This is a genomic window from Micromonospora matsumotoense, assembly GCF_900091525.1.
In the GTDB taxonomy this organism is placed as follows: domain Bacteria; phylum Actinomycetota; class Actinomycetes; order Mycobacteriales; family Micromonosporaceae; genus Micromonospora; species Micromonospora matsumotoensis.
The window spans coordinates 76,584-94,446 of record NZ_FMCU01000002.1 but is presented as its reverse complement, the minus strand read 5'-3'; the positions used below and the strand labels follow the sequence as shown (position 1 = coordinate 94,446).

Below are 17,863 nucleotides of genomic sequence, written 5' to 3'. Positions count from 1 at the left end.
CACGACAAACGTGTCGGATCGCGCCGGAGCGGGGCGGCCGGCGACCCGGAGTCACCCTTCCCGCCGCCCGCAAGGACTCCTGCGATGGGCGAGGGCGTCGTGGGCCGTTTGATACATCAGTGACGGGCTCCCGACTGTCGTTACACCGCGTAGACGAGACCGTTGCTTTGGGCGCGCCTTCCGCTCACGCTGAGTTCCTGTTCGACCACCACCGATCGGAGGAACAGATGAGAGTTCGCCGTGTCGTCGCCGTCGCACTGGCCGCCCTGCTGGCGGCCGTGGGGCTCGCGCCGACCGCACCCGCCGCGGCGGCCACCGCGGACCGCTGGGGTTTCGCCTACGTCGACAATCCCACGGTCACCAGCTGGACCGTCCTGGACACCACCCGGCAGTGGGGAACCTGGAGGACCGCCTTCCCGGCCGCCTGGGCCACCGGCATCAAGCTCGCCCCGGGCCGGTTCCAGGTGCGCTTCCCGCAGATCGGCGCCGGTGCGCGCGGGGTGCCGCACGTGACCCCGGTGGACCGGGCCGGGCACTACTGCACCGTGGTGCGCTGGTTCCAGTCGGGCACCGACGAGATCGTCGACGTGCAGTGCTTCGCCCCCGGCGGCACCCGCGACGACAGCCGGTTCACCGTGCTGTGGACCACCAGCTCCGGCGTGCTGCCGGCCGGCACCGCACACGCTTACGTCCAGGGCGGGGTCAGCGGCCTGGTCCAGTCGTACGTGTCGACCGGGGCGCCCGCCACGCTGGCCCCGTTGGGGGTCGGACAGTGGTCGGTGCGGCTGCCCGGGGTCGGGCTGGCCGGGGTGCTGGCCGGCAACGTGCAGGCCACCGCGATCCAACCGAACGCCGCGCCGCGCCGGTGCACCGTCGCCCGGTGGGGCGCGTCCGGCACCGACGTGCTGGTCTACGTGTTCTGCTTCGACCAGGCCGGAGCCCCGGTGAACACCGACTTCGCCCTCTCCTACCACCGGGGACGGTCGGTGATCGGGTCGCTGGCCCCGCCGAAGTTCTTCGGTCACCTGGCCAGCGCGGCGGGCGGCCCCACCAACGACAACTCCCAGCTCGGGGTGGGCGTCAACACCATCGCGCCGCTCGCGCCGGCCGGCCGCTACCTGGTCACCTTCAAGCAGCTCGGGCAGAAGGAGACGCACGCCCAGGTCACCGCGCAGGGCACCGGACCCAACTACTGCAACCTGACCCAGCCGTGGTCGTACGCGGTGGACGCCCCGGTGGACGTGATCTGCTTCGACAACACCGGCACGCCCGCGCCGTACCAGGTGCTGGTGGCCTTCACCTCCCGGATCTGAGCGGGACGTCGATGCCCGCCGGTGCACCGCACGGGCGGGCATCGACCCGTGGGACGACGCCGGACGGCACCGCCCGCCGGCCCGACACGCGCCCGGGGTGTCGCCGCCCCGCCCAACCCGTGGACCGGGTGCCGCACGTGATCTCCGCTTCCCAGCCGGTTCGGCTAGCGTTGTCGGACCGTCGCCCCGGCGGCCGAGCCACGAGCAGCACGAAGGTGAGCCGATGGGACCGAAGGCGAGCATCCGGGACGTCGCCGCCGCGGCGGGCGTCTCGGTGACCACCGTGTCCCACGTGTTGAACAACAAGTCCGGCACCCGGGTCAGCGCACAGACCCGGGAACGGGTCGAGGCGGTGGCCCGGCAGCTCGGCTACGCGGCGAACGGGCTGGCCCGGGGGCTGCGGCTGCAACGGTCGTACGCCCTGGGTCTGCTCGGCGACGTCATCGCCGCCACCGGTCAGGCCGGGCAGCTCATCCTCGGCGCGCAGGAGACCGCGTCGGCACGCGGTTGGGTGCTGCTGCTCACCACCGGGCGCGACCCGGAGGGCGAACGACGGGAGATCCGGGCCCTGGCCCGGCACCGGGTCGACGGCGTGCTCTACGCGACCACGGACCACCGGGTGGTGCGGGTCCCCGACGAGCTGCGCCCGATGCCGGTGGTGCTGCTCAACGCCCGCAGCGACGACGCCACCCTCCCCTCGGTGGTGCCGGACGAACGCGGCGGCGCCGAGGCGGCAGTGCGGGAGCTACTCACCCACGGTCACCGGCGGATCGGGTTCGTCACCAGCACGGCCGACCTCCCCGCCGCGCGGGGCCGGTTGCTCGGCTACCGGGAGGCGCTGTGGGCCGCAGGGGTGCCGTACCGGCCCGAACTGGTCCGTACCGATGTCGGCGACTCCGCCGGCGGGCACCGGGCGGCCCGGGCCCTGCTCGCTCCCCCCGACCGGCCCACGGCGCTGTTCTGTTTCACCGACCGGATGGCGATGGGCGTCTACCGGGCGGCGGCCGAGCTCGGTCTGCGGGTCCCGGACGACCTGTCGGTGGTCGGTTTCGACAACCAGGAAGGCATCGCGGACGGGTTGTTCCCCGCGCTGACCACCGTGGCGTTGCCGCACCACGGGATGGGCGCCTGGGCGGTCGAGACCATGGTGGAGCTGCTCGACCGGCCGAAGGGGTCCCGCCGACGGGTGGCCCGGCACGTCCTCATGCCGTGCCCGCTGGTCCGTCGGGCGTCGGTCGCCGCCGCACCGCACTGACCGCGGCCCCCGCACCGCACCGACCGCAGGGCCCGCACACACCGCACCGCGCCGGCCGGCGGCGAGCCCGGCTCCCCGGGAGGTCACCCGGGCGGCGGGTCAGAGTGGACGGGGGAACGATGGCGCGGTCGGCATCGGCACCTGGAGGTAGGTCGCACCGCGCAGGTCCAGCCAGGCCCGGTCGGGGGCGCGGACCAGCCGCAGCATCACCTCGGCGCAGGCGGGGCAGCGGCCCACCAGCCCGGGGGCGTGGGCGTAGACGCGCAGGCCGGCCATCGGGCCGACCATGCCGCACGACGCGCACCGCCCGGTCGCCGCGCTCAGGTCCACCGCCAGCAGCTCGCGCAGCGGCCCGTCGAGCATGTTGCCGTCCAGGTAGGACATCTCGGTCATCGGTTCTCCTCGCCGGTCAGCCGGTGGGCCCGAACCGTTCGGTCCGTACCCGCCGGGTCTGGTGGCCCAGCCCCACCAACAGGTCCGCGACGGTCTCCACGAAACCCGTCGGGCCGCAGACATAGCAGAGCGGCTCCAGCTCCGCCGGCCAGCCGTGGGTGTTCACGTCGGCCAGCCCGACCCGGTGCGGTTCGCCCCGCCACCCGTCGGGGGCCTCGCGGGTGTAGAGGTAGGTCACGTCCAGGCCGAGGTCGTCGCGGGCGCGGACGCGCAGCTCGTCGGCGTAGATGACGTCCGCCGGGGTGCGTACCGAGTAGATCAGCCGGAACGGCGTCCGGCTGCCGGCGGCCCGCCGGGCGCGCACCATCGCCATCAGCGGCACCACCCCGGAGCCGCCCGCGACCAGCAGCACCGGCGCGGTCTGCGCGGGCCGCCAGACGAACCAGCCGCCGACCGGACCGCGTACCTCCACCGGGTCCCCCTCGGCCCAGACGTCCGTCAGGTACGGCGACACCTCGCCGTCGGGCACCCGCTGCACGGTCAACTCGATCCGGTCGCCGTCGACCGGCCCGGCCAACGAGTACGAACGGGCCGCCTGGTAGCCGTCGGGGGCGGTGAGCCGGACGTCGACGTGCTGCCCCGGCAGGTGCCCCGGCCAGTCGGGCACCGACAGGACCAAGGTCTGCGCGGTGGGCGTCTCGACCCGGCGCTGCACCAGCCGGGCCACCCGCCAGCCCAGCGGCGCGGCCACCCGGCCACCCGTGGCGGCTGCGGTCACCTCAGTCGCCCTGGTAGCGCTGCTCGCGCCACGGGTCGCCGTAGTCGTGGTAGCCGGCGGTCTCCCAGAAACCGGGCTCGTCCTCGACGGTCAGCCGCAGGCCGCGCACCCACTTGGCCGACTTCCAGAAGTAGAGGTGCGGCACCAGCAGCCGGGCCGGTCCACCGTGCTCGGCGGGCAGCGGCTCGCCGTCGTAGCCGTGCACCACCCAGGCCTGACCGTCGCGCAGGTCGTCCAGGGGCAGGTTGGTGGTGTAGCCGCCGTACGAGTGGGCCTGGGCGTAGTCGGCGGCGGTGTCCACCCCGTCGAGCAGCACGTCCAGCGAGACGCCCTGCCAGCTGGTGCCGAACTTGGACCACCGGGTGACGCAGTGGATGTCCACCGTGGGGGTCTCCTGCGGCAGGGCCATCAGCTCCGCCCAGGACCAGCGCAACTCGTCGCCGGTCTCGGTGGCGAGGACGAACTCCCAGCGGTCCAGGGGGACCCGGGGGGTCGGCCCGGCGGACAGCACCGGGAAGTCCTCGGTCAGGTACTGCCCCGGCGGCAGGGCCGGGTCGGTCGTACGACGGCGGCCCTGGAAGCCCGGTGACACGATTCCCACCCGTCAGTCGTACCACCCGGTGGGCCTGGGCGGGAGGGTTCTCGCCCACCGGCACGCCTTCGGCGGCGGCCTTGTGACGGGCCGCCGCCGGTCGCGTGCCGTCAGTGCTTCTCGGTGACCACCTCGGCCTCGCCGGGCTCCCGGTCTCGGGTGGCCCGCAGGCTGGTGAGGGTGACCACGACCAGCACACCGATGATGACGCCGAGCGAGGCCAGCGTCGGGATCTCCGGCACACCCGACCAGATCCCGTGCGCCCAGTGCAGGCCGAGCTTGACGCCGATGAAGGCCAGGATGATCGCCAGGCCGTAGCTGAGGTGCACCAGCCGGCTCAGCGCGGCGTGCAGCACGAAGTAGAGCGCCCGCAGCCCGAGCAGTGCGAACGCGTTGGTGGCGAAGACCAGGTACGGGTCCTCGGTGATGCCGTAGACGGCGGGCACCGAGTCGACCGCGAAGACGATGTCGGTGGCGAGCACCGCGACCACCACGAGGGCGAACGGGGTGAGCGCCCGCCGACCGTGCTGCCGGATCGTCATCCGGGTGCCGTGGTACTCGTTGACCACCGGCATGAACCGGCGCAGCAGCCGCACCGACCGCATCTTGTTGATGTCGACCTCCTGCTCGTGCCCGGAGAGGGCGTCGCGCAGCAGCTTGACCGCGGTGGCGATCAGGATGACGGCGAAGAGCAGGAAGGCGAAGTCGAGGGTCTGCAACGCCGCCGCGCCGAGGGCGATGAAGATCGCGCGCAGCACCAGCGCGCCGGCGATGCCGTAGAGCAGCACCCGCTGGGCGAGCACGGCGGGCACCGCGAAGGCGGCCAGCAGCAGCATGAACACGAAGAGGTTGTCGACGGAGAGCGACTTCTCGACCAGGTAGCCGGTCAGGTACTCGACCCCCTGCTGGGAGCCGTACCGGGACCAGACCCAGCCGCCGAAGGCCAGCGGCAACGCGATGTAGAAGGCCGACCAGCCCAACGCCTCCCGCATCGACACCTCGTGCGGGCGACGGGTGACCAGGAAGTCGAGCACCAGCAGGGCGAGCACGCCGACGATGGTGACCGCCCAGAGGGTGGGCGTGCCGACCGACGACAACTCACCGGCAGAAAGATATGACAGACCGGTCATGGGACCTCCTCGAACACCGTGCCATGTTCGAGGTCTCCTTCACCCACGTTCGCCGTGGGCAACCACCCGAGGCGTGCCCGGGGCACGCCGTACTGACCGGAATGGTTCGTGGGAAGTACTCCCCTCGTGCGGTCCAGGTTAGGCCAGGTCGAACGACTCGCCAAGTCAGGGCGCACCACTGCGGCGGCGTTGTTGCCCTGGTCAACGGCTGGGTGTCCCCGGTGGGTGGTCCGATCCGGTGCCCGGCGGTCAGGCCCGGCGCAGCGCGGACACCCCGGGGGTGAGCGCCAACTCCACCAGATCCCGGTAGTCACGGGGAAACCGGGTCACCAGATCGTCGAACTCGCCGCCGCTGACCGCCTCGCGGACCGTGACGAAGACCGCCCGCACGACGTCCCGGGCGGCCGGTTCGTCCAGGTCGGCCCGCTGCGCCACCCGCGCGACGAACTCGGCCGCGCCGAACCGGTCGGCCGCCTCGGTGCTCGGGCTGGGCCGCAACGCCAGCCGCAGCGGCGCCGGCAACTGGGTGGCGAGGTCGAGCACCTCCCCACCGGTCAACCGCTCGGCGAGGGTCGCCATGGTGGCGTGGACCAGCGCCACGGCCCGCTCCGGATCGGTGCGGACCCGTCGGGCCACCTGGTCGACGAAGGTGTCGTAGTTCATGCGGGGCTCCCTTCGACATGAGGCCGGTCGGTTACCCGCCACGGCGACCCGGAAACGACGCCGCATCCTGCGGCCGGGCCCGGGGTCCGGTAACGACGCCGAATCCCGCCCCGGCGTCGGACCGTCGGCAACGGCGTGATTTTCCGCTTCGACGGCGAATGACCGGCCGCCGGGCGGGTACCCGCCGCCGATCGTGACCGGAGTACGGCGGCGAGGAGGCTCACCGATGACCAGTCGGACCGAAGTCCTGCGGTATCTGTCCCGGCTGGACTACCCGGCGGCGAAGGACGCCGTGGTACGCCAGGCCGAACGGGAGGGCGCACCACCGGACGTGTTGCGGGCGTTGCGGGCGCTGCCGCCGGTCGACTACGCCAACGACGCCGAGGTGGCCCGCTCCGCCGCTGTCGATCCGGCCCCGGAGGTCGGCCCGGCCCCGCGGGCGCAACAGGCGCGGGACAAGCGACGCCAGCGCGTCGCGCAGCACCTGCGGGGCATCTGAACCGGAAGGCGGACGCCGCCGGCCCGCCGAAGTCAGGGCCGGTGCCGGGTCACCGGGTCCGGAAAGGCGGGCGCCCCGGGTCACGAACCGCGACCTGGGGCGCACGCGTGCCTGTTCACCGGCGAACCGCCGGGTGGCCACCCGAACCGGGCGGGCATCGCTGCCACGATCATCATATGACACGCCATCACCCGTACGGCTGATTATGGAAATACTGTGGGCGAGCACACGCGGGTGGGCGGGTCAACCGTGCAGGTCGCCCCGCCGGTCCCGGGCCTTCAACCGGACACTCGGCAGTTCCGGGGCGGGCAGCGGCGGGGCCGCGTCGTCGGCGACCGGCCCGAACCGGTCACGACCGGCCATCCAGTCCTCCCGGGCGGTGACCACCTCCTCGTGCGAGCGGCCGACGAAGTTCCACCACATGACCAGGGGCTCGTCGAACGGCTCGCCGCCGAGCAGCATCAGTCGACTGCCCGGCTCGGCGGTCAGCTCCAGCCGGTCCCGCCCCGCGCCGAGGTAGAGCAGCACGCCGGGCTCCAGCGACTGGCCGTCGACCCGGGCCCGGCCGTCCATCGCCAGCAGGGCGTACTCGAAGCGGGGTCGCAGGTGCAGCGTCGCCGGGGCCGGCCCGTGGGCCTGGAGCTGCGCACCGAGCAGCGGCGTGTGCACCACCGCCGGGGACCGCTCGCCGCTCAGCTCACCGACGAGCAGGGTGTGGTCCCAGTCGCCGGTGCGCCAGCGGGGCAGGTCGGCGTGGTGGGCGAAGCCGGCCGCACCGGCCCGGACCGGGTCCGGCAGCGCCACCCACAACTGCACCCCGTGCATCACCGGCGGATGGGTGGCCGGTGACCGCTCGGAGTGGGCGATGCCGTGCCCGGAGGTCATCACGTTGAGCTGACCGGGTCGGATCGGCTGGACGTTGCCGAGGCTGTCCCGGTGCACGATCTCGCCGTCGAGCAGCCAGGTCACCGTCTGCAGGCCGGTGTGCGGGTGGGGCGGCACCTCCATGCCGGGCCGCTGCGCAACGTCATCCGGGCCGAAGTGGTCCACGAAACACCACGCCCCGACCATCCGACGCGCCCGCTGCGGCAGCAGCCGGCGCACCGTGGTGTAGCGGCCCAGTGGCACGTCGTGGCCGGGCAGCAGCACACTGCCCGGGTCCTCGTCGGCGACGCCGGGTGGTCGGGTCTGCGCCGGCAACGATTCGGTACGGTCCACCGCCCGACTCTATGCCGGCCCGCCCGCCGCGGTGCGTGCCCCGGGCGGTTCAGTCCTCCACGACGGTGACTGTGTTGGCCCCGGCGACGAGGTCGAGGTAGAGCCGGTCGGGTGACCGGTCCCAGTCCGGCGAGCCGACGGTCGCCCCCCGGGCCAGCCCGTCACGCCGATCGCCGTACCAGACGACGCTGCCGGCACCGGCGCTGGCCCGGACCCGGACCGGGGGGCCGTCGGGTGCCCGGATCACGAACTGGTTGACGCCCCCGGTCATCCGCACCGTGCGGGTGCCGGTCGTCGGGGGCAGCCGCAGGTCGACCCGGGCCGCGCCACCGATCAGCTCCAATCCGGACAGCCGCGCGCCGGTGAGGTCGAGAACGTGGTCGCTGACCCCGCCGATCAGCCGCAACCGCCAGGTCAGCCGCGAGTTGAGCACCACGTCGACGACGCCCCGGCCGGCCTTGTCCCGGCGGGTCACCCGCAGCTGCACCCGGTCGCCGGACACCTCGGGCCGGGGGGTCAGGCCGGCGTCGGCCGGGCTGCTGATCCGATACAGGTCGGCACCGAGGTCGTCGGTGCGCAGCCGGAACGAGGTCACCCCGTCCATCAGCTCGAAGGTGGCCCGGCGCAACCCGCCCACCGGGGCGGTCGCGGTCCGCTCGGCGGCGGCCTCGGCAGCGCCCGCGCCACCCGGTCGGGCGGTCACCGCCACCGGTGGCGTCGCGTTCTGTCCACCGGAGAAGACCACCCCCAGCCGGTCCGGGTTGGCCAAGGTCACCACCACCGCGAGCGCGCCGAGCGCCACCACCAGCACCGCCGCGGCGGCCAGCAGGCGCACACCCCGGGGCCACGGCGACCGGTACGCCGGGTCGTACGCCGGGTCTCCGGTCGGATCGACCGGTTCGCCGGTCACTTCGATCACCGGCTCGAAGACCGGTCGCTGCTCCCCCGTCGTCGGACGGTGCTCCTGATCCGGCTCCGGCATCGTGCCTCCCCTGTCGGTCCCCGCACAGCAGTACGTACGGGCCACCGCAACGGATCATCCGGTCGACGTACGGTTACGAACACCGCCGAGGGCCGGCCCCGGGTCAGTCGGTGTCGCGTCCCCAGACGCCACCCCGGTAGATGGTCCCCCGGTAGATGGTCCCCCGGTAGGTCGTACCCTCGCCGGGCTCCGACCACCCGGCGGCGTCGCCGGGCGGGGTGTCGGCGGCCGGGGTGTCGGCGCGGGCGGCACGGGCCCGGCGGACCCGGTTGACCACGAACCAGCCGGCGGCGGCCACACAGACCACGATGACGACCTTCTGGAACGACCCGACGTACTCCTCGACGACGTGCCAGTTGTCGCCGAGCAGGAACCCGGCCAGCACGAAGGTGGTGTTCCAGATCAGGCTGCCCAGCGTGGTGTAGAGCAGGAACGTCAGGATCGGCATCCGCTCCACCCCCGCCGGGATGGAGATGAGGCTGCGGAAGATCGGGATCATCCGCCCGAAGAACACCGCCTTCACCCCGTGCTTGAGAAACCACGCCTCGGTGCGGTCCACATCGCTCAGCTTGACCAGCGGCAGTCGGGCCGCGATGGCCCGCATCCGGTCGCGACCCAGCGCCGCGCCGATGCCGTAGAGCACCCAGGCCCCCACCACGGACCCGAGGGTGGTCCAGAGGATCGCACCGACCAGACTGATCCGCCCCTGGGCGGCGGCGAAGCCGGCCAGCGGCAGGATCACCTCGCTGGGGATCGGCGGGAACAGGTTCTCCAACGCCACCGCCAGCCCCGCGCCGGGGCCGCCGAGCCGCTCCACCAGGCCGGTGACGAAACCCACCGGGCCTTCGGACGAGGGCTCGGCGGCGGACACGACCGTACGGGGGCTGAGCGCCAGGGAGCGTGGAATCATCCGACAAAGTTACGAGCCGGTCGACGAATCGACCACGCGGATCGACCGCTCCCGACAGCCTGACGGTTCGGGCGTAGCCGGTGCTCCGCCGGTTCGCCGTGCTGGACCTGGCCGGCCCGGACACCCTGCGGGACCGAGGGGGGCGACGCCGACCAACCGGTGACCGGGACCCCGTTGGGCAGCGTCGCCCCGTGGGTAGCCCGGTCGACTTCGCGCTGCTGCACCTGGTCACCACGGCCAGACTGGACGCGCTGGACCTGCCCCGCGCGGCAGTGTCGCGCTACCGGTCCAACCTGGTCGTCGTTAGCCCTACGCCTCCGCGACGTACGTTCCCGACCCCGGCACGCCCACGACGATGCCGCGCGCCTTGAGCGCATCCACGGCGCGTGCGACCGTCCGGCGAGCCGACCCGTACTCGACGGCCAGCGCGTCGTAGGTCGGCAGTCGCGCCCCACGCGGGAACTCCCCCGCACCAATGCGGCGGGTCAGGTCGTCTGCGATCTCTTGCGCAGAGTGCGGGATAGGCACGGGCGTCATCGTGCCGCCTACCCGAATCGGCACCACTGACACACCTGGCACTACTTGCCCTGCTGACATCATTGGCACTAGATTCCAGGGAAGGCACGGCCCGTAGTGGACATCGAGTCGGTGCGGACCGTCGGCCCTCGGAGGCGTCCTGATCCCCGGCAAGGATCAGGACGCCTCGCCGTTTCTTTGCGGAGGTGGAGCGATGCCGCCGGAGGAGAAGCCGATACGCGTGCCCGTCAACATCGACGCGTGGCGGTGGCCTAAATGGGTCGACCGAGCGGAGTGCGGCGAGTGCGGCGAGGCGCTGCCTGTCGAACGGTTGACCGCGCTGGCCACGCTGGCCGATGCCGTCGGGGATCACGCGGGGAAGTGCGACACGTGCTGAACGACGAAACCCCCGATAGCCAGGTGGGTACCGACTTGATGCCGTGCCGCTCGCTGGCGGGCACCACCGGTTGCCCGCCGCCTGGCCCAGTGACCTGAGAAGATCCGCCGATCGGCGGTGGCTCCAGGTCACACGCCAGCCCGCGGATCCCTGGTGACCCGCCAACGCGCCGGGAGCCACACCGCATCCACTCCGTAGGGTGGGAACCGGTCAGGGCTTGCGGCCGACCGCGCCGTACATGCTCACCTCGTCCACCGTGGGGCGGGGCTGCGGTTCGGTCTCGGCCCGCCACCGGGCGACCGAGACGACGCCGGGCTCGACCAACCCCAGGCCGTCGAAGAACCGGGCGAAGTCGTCCCGGCTGCGCAGGTTGATCCCGCCGGGCGGGTTGCCGTCCCTGGTCGCCACCCGGGCCGCCTCGGCCACGTCCGGGGGAAGCTGGTCGTAGGTGGCATGCGACGCGGCCAGGTAGCTGCCCGGCGGCAGTTCCGCGAGCAGCCGGCGGACCACGCCGTACGGGTCCTCGGCCTCCCCCACGAAGTGCAGGATGGCCACCAGCATCAGGGCGACCGGCTGGCCCAGGTCGAGGGTGCGCCGCAGCTCGGGGTGGTGCAGGATCTTCTCGGGTTCACGCAGGTCGGCGTCGATGTAGGCGGTGGCGCCCTCGGTCGCGCTGGTCAGCAACGCCCGGGCGTGAGCCAGCACGATCGGGTCGTTGTCGACGTAGACCACCCGGGACTGCGGGGCGATGGCCTGGGCCACCTCGTGGGTGTTGTTCGCCGTCGGGATGCCGGTGCCGATGTCCAGGAACTGCCGGATACCCGCCTCGCGGGCCAGGTGGGCCACCGCGCGTTGCAGGAACCGACGGTTCTCCAGGGCCGCGGTACGGATGGTCGGGAAGGCCGCCGCCATGGCGTCGCCGGAATCCCGGTCGGCCTGGAAGTTGTCCTTGCCACCCAGCCAGTAGTTATAGCGGCGGGCCGGGTGCGCGACCGAGGTGTCGATCCGGTCGCTGGGGTGCTGGGCGGCGCCCGTCGGGGCATCGGTGGTCACCGGGTCCTCCATGACTCCGCGCCATCTCGTCGTCGATGGCGTCCGTCCACTGTCTGCGGTCCGATCATCGTAGAGCCCGCTCGGATGTGGCCGGCGGGCCGGTGGGACGGTCACTGCGGGTATAGCTCGTCACGCAGTCGGGTGAGGACCTCCGGCGTACGCTCCGGCGGGGTGGCCTCGACGCAGAGGCGTTCCATCGCCGCCGCGTAGTAGTCCAGGTCCTCCCGCTTGTCGAGGTAGAGCGCGCTGGTCAACTGCTCGATGTAGACGATGTCGGGCAGGTCGTCGTCGCCGAACCGCAGGATGGTGAAGGCGCCACCGGCCGCCGCGTGGCCACCGGCGTCGAACGGGATGACCTGCAGCCGGATATGCGGCGACCGGGTCGCCTCGATCAGCGCGGTCAACTGCCCCCGCATCACCTGGGGGCCGCCGATCGGCCGGCGCAGGGCGGCCTCGTCGATCACCGCCCAGAGCTGCGGCGGATCGGCGCGGTGCAGCACCTGCTGACGCTGGACGCGCAGTTCCACCCGACGGTCGACCTCCTCGACCGCCGCGCCCCGGTGTCCGAGCAGGACCACCGCGCGGGCGTACTCCGGGGTCTGCAGCAGGCCGGGGACGAGTTGCACCTCGTAGCTGCGGATCAACGCGGCGGCGGCCTCCAGGCCCAGGTAGGACTGGAACCAGCCGGGCAGCACGTCACCGTAGCGGTGCCACCAGCCGGGGCTGTTGGCGTCCCGGGCCAGCTTGAGCAGCGCGTCGCGATCGGCGGCGGCGGTGACCCCGTAGAGGGTGAGCAGGTCGGCGACGTCCCGTTCCTTGAAGCCGACCCGGCCCAGCTCCATCCGGCTGATCTTCGACTCCGAGGAGCGGATCTCCCAACCGGCACCCTCCCGCGTGACACCTCTGGCCTCCCGCAGCCGGCGCAGCTGTGCGCCGAGCAGCATCCGCAACACCGTGGGGCCGGTGGCCGGTCCCCCCTCGGCGGCAACCATCGTCACGTGCCCGCCCCTCCGCGTGTGCCCACACCCCGTCACGGTCCCTGGGCCCCCGCCCGACCGACGAGTAAGCATGCCATGGACCGTCGGTGAGGAGAACATCCTCCGGACGGATACGGTCCCGTGGGCGGGACTGCCGACCGTCAGCCGATCAGATGGTCGAAGTCGCCGTCGCGTGCGCCGAGGACGAATGCCGCTATCTCGTCCACCGTGTAGATCAGCGCCGGCCCCTCGGGGTGTCGCGAGTTACGCATGGCGATACCGGCCCCGCCGGGCAGTTCGGCCAACTCGACGCAGTTGCCGCTCGGGTTGCTTCGCCGGCTCTTCTCCCACCTCAGGGGGGGCAGCTGGGTGGTGGGAACGCCGTTCTCAGGCTGCTGCATGGATGTCTTTCTGTCGGGGTGCGGACCCACTGTCACAAGGGGATGGTGCGGGGTTCGTGGGGCTGTGCGACATCAGATCCGGCCGTGCTGCACGTGCATCTGCTATTGCATATGCACCAGACAGCGAGCATGATAGCCCAACGTGCGCGGTACTTATCCGTTCACTTTGGGTTACTACTCCCAGGGCGTTCACCTGGGGAAACGAGGGCCCGGCGCGGCACGACGGCCGTCGCCGCACGGGTCGTACGCCGACACTGCGAGGGAGGACCCGTGCCGGATCCGTTGACCGTCGCGTCCGGCATCTCCGCAGCCGGGGCCCTGGTCTCGGTGTGGCAGCTACGCCGCCGGGCCCTGCAGGCCGAGGCGGAACTGGAGCACCTCCAGGCCGAACTCGCCGCCGAACGGCACGCCGCCAGCCACGACCCGCTCACCGGACTACCCAACCGCCGGGCCTTCTACCGGCTGGCCGCCACGCTGCTCACCGACGCGGGCGGGCAACCCCTCATCGCGGTCGTCCTCGACCTCAACGACTTCAAACAGGTCAACGACCGCTTCGGGCACGCCGCCGGCGACCAGGTGCTGGTCAGCGTCGCCCAACGGCTGGCCGCCTTCGCCGGCGACAACCTGGTCGCCCGGCTCGGCGGCGACGAGTTCGCCGGCCTGCTGGCCAGCCCCTCGGTCGACCGGCGCTGGATCGACCACGCCACCCGGCGGCTCTGCGAGGCCATGGCCGCCCCCATCCCGCTGGGCCCGTGCAGCGTCCGGGTCACCGCCTCGGTCGGGCTCGCCCCGGTCACCGGCCCCACCCAACTGGCCGACGCGCTGTGCCGGGCCGACGCCGCGATGTACCGGGCGAAGGGCGTCACCAGCCGTCAGTCACCCCGGCAACTGCTCGACGCGGCCCGCCTCGCCGAGTGCTGAGACCCACCGCCGGTCGGCGGGACGCACCACCGCCGCCGGCCGGTCGGGCGGCCGACCGAGGTCAGCGCCAGCCGTAACCGGCCCGCAGCGCCTGGCCGACCCGGTCGAAGCGACCCCGGTCCAGCACCGCGCCCTCCCGGCGGATGCCGTCCTCCCGCATGGTGAGCACCCGGTCCAGGCGTACCCAACTGGGTCGGGAGTCGCGGTCCCACTCCCCCGGGCCCAGCGCCAGCCAGTGCCGCTGACCGTCCCGCTCACTCTGGCTGGACAGCATCAGCCCGAACAGGGTGCGACTGGACCGGCCGACCACCAGCACCGGGCGGTCCTTGCCCTGCTTCGGGTCGTCCTCGTAGGGCACCCAGGTCCAGACGATCTCCCCCGGGTCGGCCTGCCCGTCCGGCTCGGGGGCGTACGACAGCTCCCGGCGTTGCAGGGCACTGAGCTGCCGACGCCGGGCCACCTGCGCCGGGATCGCCCCGGGGGTGCCCTGCCGCGCGCCGACCACGCCGGTCACCCGGCCGAGCCGGGTCGCCACGTTCCTCAACAGACCTGCCACGGCGGGCAGCCTACCGCCGTACCGACCGGGTCACCCACCGAGGGCGTCGGCCTTGCGCAGCAGCACCGCCCGCTCGCGGACGTTGCGGCACAACCGGGCGGCGAGCTCCAGCTCGGCCTGCGCCTCGACTGTCCGGCCGAGCCGGGCGAGCAACTCGCCCCGCACGCTCGGCAGCAGGTACGACCCGGCCAGTCGACCGCCGGCGGCCACCTCGTCCACCAGGGACAACGCCTGCTGTGGCCCGTCGGCCATCGCCACCGCGACGGCCCGGTTCAGCGCGACGACCGGCGACGGCGCCACCCGGCCGAGCGCCTCGTAGAGGAGCACCACCCGGGCCCAGTCGGTCTGCGCCACCGAGACGGCGCCGGCGTGGCAGGCGGCGATCGACGCCTGCAACCCGTACGGCCCGAGGCCCCGCCCCAACGCCACGGCCCGGCCGAGCACCGCCACCCCCCGCCGGATCGCCGAGCGGTCCCACCGACGCCGGTCCTGATCCGCCAGCAGCACCGCCTCGCCGTCGGCGTCGACCCGGGCCGGGAACCGCGCGGCCGTCAACTCGCACAGGGCGAGCAGGCCGTGCACCTCCGGCTCGGCGGGCAGCAGCGCGGCCAGCGTCCGGGCCAACCGGATCGCCTCGTACGCCAGGTCGGGGCGGAGCAACTGGTCACCGGCGGTCGCCGTCGCCCCCTCGGTGAAGATCACATAGAGCACGTTCAGGACCGCGCCGAGCCGCTCCCGCCGCTGCGGTGCTTCGGGGAGCGCGAACGGCACCCCCGCGGCGGCGATCGTCTTCTTCGCCCGGGTGATCCGCGCCTGGACGGTGGGCACCGGGACCAGCAACGCCCGGGCGATCTCCTCGCTCGACAGGCCGCCGACCACCCGCAGCGTCAGCGCCAACCGTGCCTCGGGTGAGAGCACCGGGTGGCACGCCACGAACATCAGCGCGAGGACGTCGTCGTCGACCCGGTCGGGGTCCCACGGCAGGTCGTCTGCGGGTGACCCGCCCGTACCCTCGGCGAGTTGACCGGCGAGCACGGCGTACCGCGCGTCGAGCGCCGCCCGGCGGCGGAACGCGTCGACCGCGCGCCGCCGGGCGGTGGTGAGCAGCCAGCCCACCGGGTTGGCCGGCACCCCGTCGCGCGCCCAGCCGACCAGCGCCTGCGCCACCGCCTCCTGCGCGACGTCCTCGGCGAGCGCGAAGTCGCCGGTGAACCGGGCCAGCGCCCCGACGATCCGGGCGGACTCGATGCGCCAGAGCGCCTCGACGGCCCGCCGCGCCGACCCGGCGCTCGGCGGGCCGTCGGAGGTCACGGTACTCAGAGCTGGCCGGTCCGCTCGCGCCACGCCCGCTCCCTGACGATCCACTCGTTGTCCTGCGGGAACTCGTCGATGCCCGGCACCCGGCGGACCTCGCACTTGCTGCCGCTGATCGCCGGCATCCGCCGGGCCCACTCGACGGCCTCCTCCTTCGACGCCACGTCGAGCAGGTAGAAGCCGCCGAACAGCTCCTTCGTCTCGCCGTACGGGCCGTCGGTGACGACCGGGCTCTCCCCGCTGTAGTCGACCACCACGGTCTGGGCCGGGTCCTCCAGGCCCTCGGCGGCCACCAGCACGCCCGCCCGGATCAACTCCTCGTTGAACCGCCCCACCGTCTCCAGCATCTCCTCGAAGGGCGTGTCCATCATCGTCGCCATGGACTCGTCCGTGCCCCGCATGATCAGCATGTACTTGGCCATCGTCGCTCCTCGCTGTCGGGTCGCCGGTCGACCCTCTCATCCCCAGGTCGAACGGGAACCCGGCGGGATCGACACGACCCGCCCACCGGTTTTTCAGGCTGGCCGGCGGGCCAGCACCAGCGTGGTCCGCAGGTCGAGGGTGACGGTGCCGCCGAAGCCGTCGACGGCGACGCCGATCGCCGCGCGGACCCGGTCCCGCAGCTCCGGCGGGCGGCGCAGCTGCGGGGAGAAGGTGTCGACGAGCCGCTGGTATCCCGCCGTGGTCAGTGGCACCGGCCGATGGAAGGCCACCGACCGGACGTCGGTGAAGAGTCCGCTCGCAGTGATGTCCGCGTGGAACCAGTCCTCCGGCTGGTCGTGGTGCGGGACCGGGTCGACCGACTCGAACGCCGCCCGGACCGCCGCCGAATGCGCCGGGTCGACGTAGTCGTAACGGTGGGCGAAGACGGCCAGGGTGCCGCCGGGGGTCAACGCGTCGTGGGCCTGCCGGTTGCGGGTGGCCGGATCGAGCCAGTGCCAGGCCAACGCGCAGGCCAGCAGGGGCACGCCGCCCGGTGGCGGCGACCACTGCGCGAACCGGGTCACCACCACCTCGACGTCGGGGAACCGGACGGCCAGCACCGCCGCCATCCGGGCGTCCGGCTCGACACAGGTCACCCGGGTCCGCACCGGCCCGGCACGCTCCCGGTCGGCACGGCCGGCACCGTCGGAGCCGGGGCGGGACGGGGCGGTCGATCCCGGCCCGACGACGCCCGACCCGACGACGCCCGGCACAGGGCGGGCAGGCTCGGCGGCAGCGGCAGCGGCGGCGGCGAGGTCGCGCAGCAGGGCGGTGGCCAGGCCGGTGCCCGCGCCGACCTCGACCAGCCGGGAGGGCGGTCCGCCGTGATAGGCGAGGATGGTGGCGGCGAGGGCGGCCGGATACCCCGGCCGGATCTCGTCGTAGTCGGCCGCCACCTCACCGAAGAGCTCCGCCATGATCGCCATCGTCGCACCGCCGCCGCCCGGCCGGTGCCCCGTCGAGGGAGACCCGTGACCGAACTGCCCCGGGACCTGCCGGTGATCGAACGCACCGCCGTCCGGCTGGTGGTCCGCGACCGGGACGACCTGATCCTGCTGTTCCACACCCGCGACCCGGAGCACCCCCGGCTGGGCACCTGGTGGGAACTGCCCGGCGGGGGCGTCGACCCCGGTGAGACGTACCCCCAGACCGCGTTGCGGGAGCTGCGCGAGGAGACCGGCTTCGTGGTCACGGCCGCGCAGCTCGGCCCGCCCACCTGGCGGCGGCGGGCCAGCTTCATCCACCGTCGGTTGCGGCACGTCCAGGACGAGGTGGTCCTGACGGTACGCCTCGACGCCACCGCGCCGGACATCGACGGCGCCGACCGGCTCGACTACGAGGTGGAGGACTACTTCGGCTTCCGCTGGTGGCCGGTCGAGGAGATCGTCACCAGCACCGCCCGGTTCTACCCGGGCCGGCTGCCCGAGCTGCTCACCGGCTTCCTGGCCGGTGACCGGATCGACGAACCGTTCGAACTCTGGTCCTGACCCGGGGTGCCGGAAGCACGAACGG

General features: G+C 73.2%; 22 protein-coding genes. 6 read left to right on the top strand and 16 right to left on the bottom strand.

The features are described from left to right. Positions 1 to 227 precede the first annotated feature (227 nt). Both GA0070216_RS04100 and GA0070216_RS04095 read left to right on the top strand, forming a co-directional pair. Positions 228 to 1,313 carry a hypothetical protein gene (locus GA0070216_RS04100; protein ID WP_091239213.1) on the top strand — a complete coding sequence of 362 codons (1,086 nt, stop codon included), beginning with the start codon at positions 228 to 230 and terminating at the stop codon, positions 1,311 to 1,313. A gap of 223 nt (positions 1,314 to 1,536) precedes the next feature. Continuing rightward, complete coding sequence (locus GA0070216_RS04095; protein WP_091239210.1) at positions 1,537 to 2,568, top strand: LacI family DNA-binding transcriptional regulator; 1,032 nt, start codon at positions 1,537 to 1,539, stop codon at positions 2,566 to 2,568. A 99-nt stretch (positions 2,569 to 2,667) separates the two neighbouring features. On the opposite strand, the gene GA0070216_RS04090 is transcribed toward GA0070216_RS04095, so the two are convergent. From GA0070216_RS04090 to GA0070216_RS04070, 5 genes are all read right to left on the bottom strand, one after another. Beyond that, the gene (locus GA0070216_RS04090) at positions 2,668 to 2,961 is read right to left on the bottom strand and encodes a DUF6510 family protein (protein ID WP_091239207.1); all 294 of its coding nucleotides are present in this window, start codon (positions 2,959 to 2,961) and stop codon (positions 2,668 to 2,670) included. A 16-nt stretch (positions 2,962 to 2,977) separates the two neighbouring features. After that, positions 2,978 to 3,739, bottom strand: a complete 762-nt coding sequence (locus GA0070216_RS04085; RefSeq protein WP_091239204.1) for a ferredoxin reductase — start codon at positions 3,737 to 3,739, stop codon at positions 2,978 to 2,980. Between the two features lies 1 nt (position 3,740). Beyond that, positions 3,741 to 4,331, bottom strand: a complete 591-nt coding sequence (locus GA0070216_RS04080) for a sulfite oxidase-like oxidoreductase (RefSeq protein WP_218108146.1) — start codon at positions 4,329 to 4,331, stop codon at positions 3,741 to 3,743. A 110-nt stretch (positions 4,332 to 4,441) separates the two neighbouring features. Beyond that, positions 4,442 to 5,461, bottom strand: a complete 1,020-nt coding sequence (locus GA0070216_RS04075) for a TerC/Alx family metal homeostasis membrane protein (RefSeq protein ID WP_091239198.1) — start codon at positions 5,459 to 5,461, stop codon at positions 4,442 to 4,444. Positions 5,462 to 5,710: 249 nt separating this feature from the next. Continuing rightward, positions 5,711 to 6,124, bottom strand: coding sequence for a DUF2267 domain-containing protein (locus GA0070216_RS04070; RefSeq protein ID WP_091239194.1), 414 nt, complete (start codon positions 6,122 to 6,124; stop codon positions 5,711 to 5,713). A gap of 226 nt (positions 6,125 to 6,350) precedes the next feature. On the opposite strand from GA0070216_RS04070, the gene GA0070216_RS04065 reads away from it, so the two are divergent. Next, entirely contained in the window at positions 6,351 to 6,623 is a 273-nt protein-coding gene (locus tag GA0070216_RS04065; protein ID WP_091239191.1) for a DUF2795 domain-containing protein, read from the top strand. Between the two features lie 243 nt (positions 6,624 to 6,866). Here the strand turns inward: GA0070216_RS04065 and GA0070216_RS04060 are convergent, their stop codons facing one another. The 4 genes from GA0070216_RS04060 to GA0070216_RS04045 form a co-directional block, all read right to left on the bottom strand. Beyond that, positions 6,867 to 7,841 (bottom strand): pirin family protein, encoded by a 975-nt coding sequence (locus tag GA0070216_RS04060; protein WP_091239187.1) that lies wholly within the window; start codon positions 7,839 to 7,841, stop codon positions 6,867 to 6,869. 49 nt (positions 7,842 to 7,890) lie between these two features. After that, the gene (locus GA0070216_RS04055) at positions 7,891 to 8,823 is read right to left on the bottom strand and encodes a cell wall-active antibiotics response protein (protein ID WP_245722293.1); all 933 of its coding nucleotides are present in this window, start codon (positions 8,821 to 8,823) and stop codon (positions 7,891 to 7,893) included. A gap of 103 nt (positions 8,824 to 8,926) precedes the next feature. Continuing rightward, entirely contained in the window at positions 8,927 to 9,733 is an 807-nt protein-coding gene (locus tag GA0070216_RS04050) for a DedA family protein (RefSeq protein ID WP_091239184.1), read from the bottom strand. 309 nt (positions 9,734 to 10,042) lie between these two features. Further along, positions 10,043 to 10,270 carry a winged helix-turn-helix domain-containing protein gene (locus tag GA0070216_RS04045; protein WP_091240754.1) on the bottom strand — a complete coding sequence of 76 codons (228 nt, stop codon included), beginning with the start codon at positions 10,268 to 10,270 and terminating at the stop codon, positions 10,043 to 10,045. Positions 10,271 to 10,463: 193 nt separating this feature from the next. Here GA0070216_RS04045 and GA0070216_RS04040 point away from each other — a divergent pair, with 193 nt between their 5' ends. Continuing rightward, positions 10,464 to 10,646: a hypothetical protein gene (locus GA0070216_RS04040; RefSeq protein WP_091239180.1), complete on the top strand. Its 183-nt coding sequence runs from the start codon at positions 10,464 to 10,466 to the stop codon at positions 10,644 to 10,646. A gap of 210 nt (positions 10,647 to 10,856) precedes the next feature. Here GA0070216_RS04040 and GA0070216_RS04035 read toward each other — a convergent pair whose 3' ends face one another. From GA0070216_RS04035 to GA0070216_RS04025, 3 genes are all read right to left on the bottom strand, one after another. Beyond that, the gene (locus GA0070216_RS04035; protein ID WP_176738825.1) at positions 10,857 to 11,711 is read right to left on the bottom strand and encodes an SAM-dependent methyltransferase; all 855 of its coding nucleotides are present in this window, start codon (positions 11,709 to 11,711) and stop codon (positions 10,857 to 10,859) included. Between the two features lie 98 nt (positions 11,712 to 11,809). Next, positions 11,810 to 12,691, bottom strand: coding sequence for a helix-turn-helix domain-containing protein (locus GA0070216_RS04030; protein WP_425413134.1), 882 nt, complete (start codon positions 12,689 to 12,691; stop codon positions 11,810 to 11,812). A 146-nt stretch (positions 12,692 to 12,837) separates the two neighbouring features. Further along, complete coding sequence (locus GA0070216_RS04025; RefSeq protein WP_091239172.1) at positions 12,838 to 13,077, bottom strand: DUF397 domain-containing protein; 240 nt, start codon at positions 13,075 to 13,077, stop codon at positions 12,838 to 12,840. Positions 13,078 to 13,347: 270 nt separating this feature from the next. On the opposite strand from GA0070216_RS04025, the gene GA0070216_RS04020 reads away from it, so the two are divergent. After that, positions 13,348 to 13,998, top strand: coding sequence for a GGDEF domain-containing protein (locus GA0070216_RS04020; RefSeq protein ID WP_091239167.1), 651 nt, complete (start codon positions 13,348 to 13,350; stop codon positions 13,996 to 13,998). A gap of 61 nt (positions 13,999 to 14,059) precedes the next feature. Here the strand turns inward: GA0070216_RS04020 and GA0070216_RS04015 are convergent, their stop codons facing one another. The 4 genes from GA0070216_RS04015 to GA0070216_RS35250 all read right to left on the bottom strand — a co-directional run bounded on the left by GA0070216_RS04015 (position 14,060) and on the right by GA0070216_RS35250 (position 17,268). Next, positions 14,060 to 14,554, bottom strand: a complete 495-nt coding sequence (locus GA0070216_RS04015; protein WP_091239164.1) for a type II toxin-antitoxin system PemK/MazF family toxin — start codon at positions 14,552 to 14,554, stop codon at positions 14,060 to 14,062. 30 nt (positions 14,555 to 14,584) lie between these two features. Further along, positions 14,585 to 15,898 (bottom strand): RNA polymerase sigma factor, encoded by a 1,314-nt coding sequence (locus GA0070216_RS04010; RefSeq protein WP_091239161.1) that lies wholly within the window; start codon positions 15,896 to 15,898, stop codon positions 14,585 to 14,587. After that, positions 15,871 to 16,290: a YciI family protein gene (locus tag GA0070216_RS04005; protein ID WP_091239157.1), complete on the bottom strand. Its 420-nt coding sequence runs from the start codon at positions 16,288 to 16,290 to the stop codon at positions 15,871 to 15,873. Before GA0070216_RS04005 ends, GA0070216_RS04010 begins: the two co-directional genes overlap by 28 nt. A 93-nt stretch (positions 16,291 to 16,383) precedes the next feature. Beyond that, positions 16,384 to 17,268: a class I SAM-dependent methyltransferase gene (locus tag GA0070216_RS35250; RefSeq protein WP_245722292.1), complete on the bottom strand. Its 885-nt coding sequence runs from the start codon at positions 17,266 to 17,268 to the stop codon at positions 16,384 to 16,386. A 54-nt stretch (positions 17,269 to 17,322) separates the two neighbouring features. Here GA0070216_RS35250 and GA0070216_RS35245 point away from each other — a divergent pair, with 54 nt between their 5' ends. Next, positions 17,323 to 17,838 carry an NUDIX hydrolase gene (locus GA0070216_RS35245; RefSeq protein ID WP_245722291.1) on the top strand — a complete coding sequence of 172 codons (516 nt, stop codon included), beginning with the start codon at positions 17,323 to 17,325 and terminating at the stop codon, positions 17,836 to 17,838. Positions 17,839 to 17,863 lie beyond the last annotated feature (25 nt).

Coding starts and splice junctions, on each gene's coding strand:
- GA0070216_RS04050 (WP_091239184.1), bottom strand. CDS start 9,733: ATGATTCCACGCTCCCTGGCGCTCAGCCCCCGTACGGTCGTGTCCGCC.
- GA0070216_RS04095 (WP_091239210.1), top strand. CDS start 1,537: ATGGGACCGAAGGCGAGCATCCGGGACGTCGCCGCCGCGGCGGGCGTC.
- GA0070216_RS04070 (WP_091239194.1), bottom strand. CDS start 6,124: ATGAACTACGACACCTTCGTCGACCAGGTGGCCCGACGGGTCCGCACC.
- GA0070216_RS04045 (WP_091240754.1), bottom strand. CDS start 10,270: ATGACGCCCGTGCCTATCCCGCACTCTGCGCAAGAGATCGCAGACGAC.
- GA0070216_RS04090 (WP_091239207.1), bottom strand. CDS start 2,961: ATGACCGAGATGTCCTACCTGGACGGCAACATGCTCGACGGGCCGCTG.
- GA0070216_RS35250 (WP_245722292.1), bottom strand. CDS start 17,268: ATGGCGGAGCTCTTCGGTGAGGTGGCGGCCGACTACGACGAGATCCGG.
- GA0070216_RS04025 (WP_091239172.1), bottom strand. CDS start 13,077: ATGCAGCAGCCTGAGAACGGCGTTCCCACCACCCAGCTGCCCCCCCTG.
- GA0070216_RS04005 (WP_091239157.1), bottom strand. CDS start 16,290: ATGGCCAAGTACATGCTGATCATGCGGGGCACGGACGAGTCCATGGCG.
- GA0070216_RS04035 (WP_176738825.1), bottom strand. CDS start 11,711: ATGGAGGACCCGGTGACCACCGATGCCCCGACGGGCGCCGCCCAGCAC.
- GA0070216_RS04075 (WP_091239198.1), bottom strand. CDS start 5,461: ATGACCGGTCTGTCATATCTTTCTGCCGGTGAGTTGTCGTCGGTCGGC.
- GA0070216_RS04065 (WP_091239191.1), top strand. CDS start 6,351: ATGACCAGTCGGACCGAAGTCCTGCGGTATCTGTCCCGGCTGGACTAC.
- GA0070216_RS04040 (WP_091239180.1), top strand. CDS start 10,464: ATGCCGCCGGAGGAGAAGCCGATACGCGTGCCCGTCAACATCGACGCG.
- GA0070216_RS04100 (WP_091239213.1), top strand. CDS start 228: ATGAGAGTTCGCCGTGTCGTCGCCGTCGCACTGGCCGCCCTGCTGGCG.
- GA0070216_RS04055 (WP_245722293.1), bottom strand. CDS start 8,823: ATGCCGGAGCCGGATCAGGAGCACCGTCCGACGACGGGGGAGCAGCGA.
- GA0070216_RS04030 (WP_425413134.1), bottom strand. CDS start 12,691: ATGGTTGCCGCCGAGGGGGGACCGGCCACCGGCCCCACGGTGTTGCGG.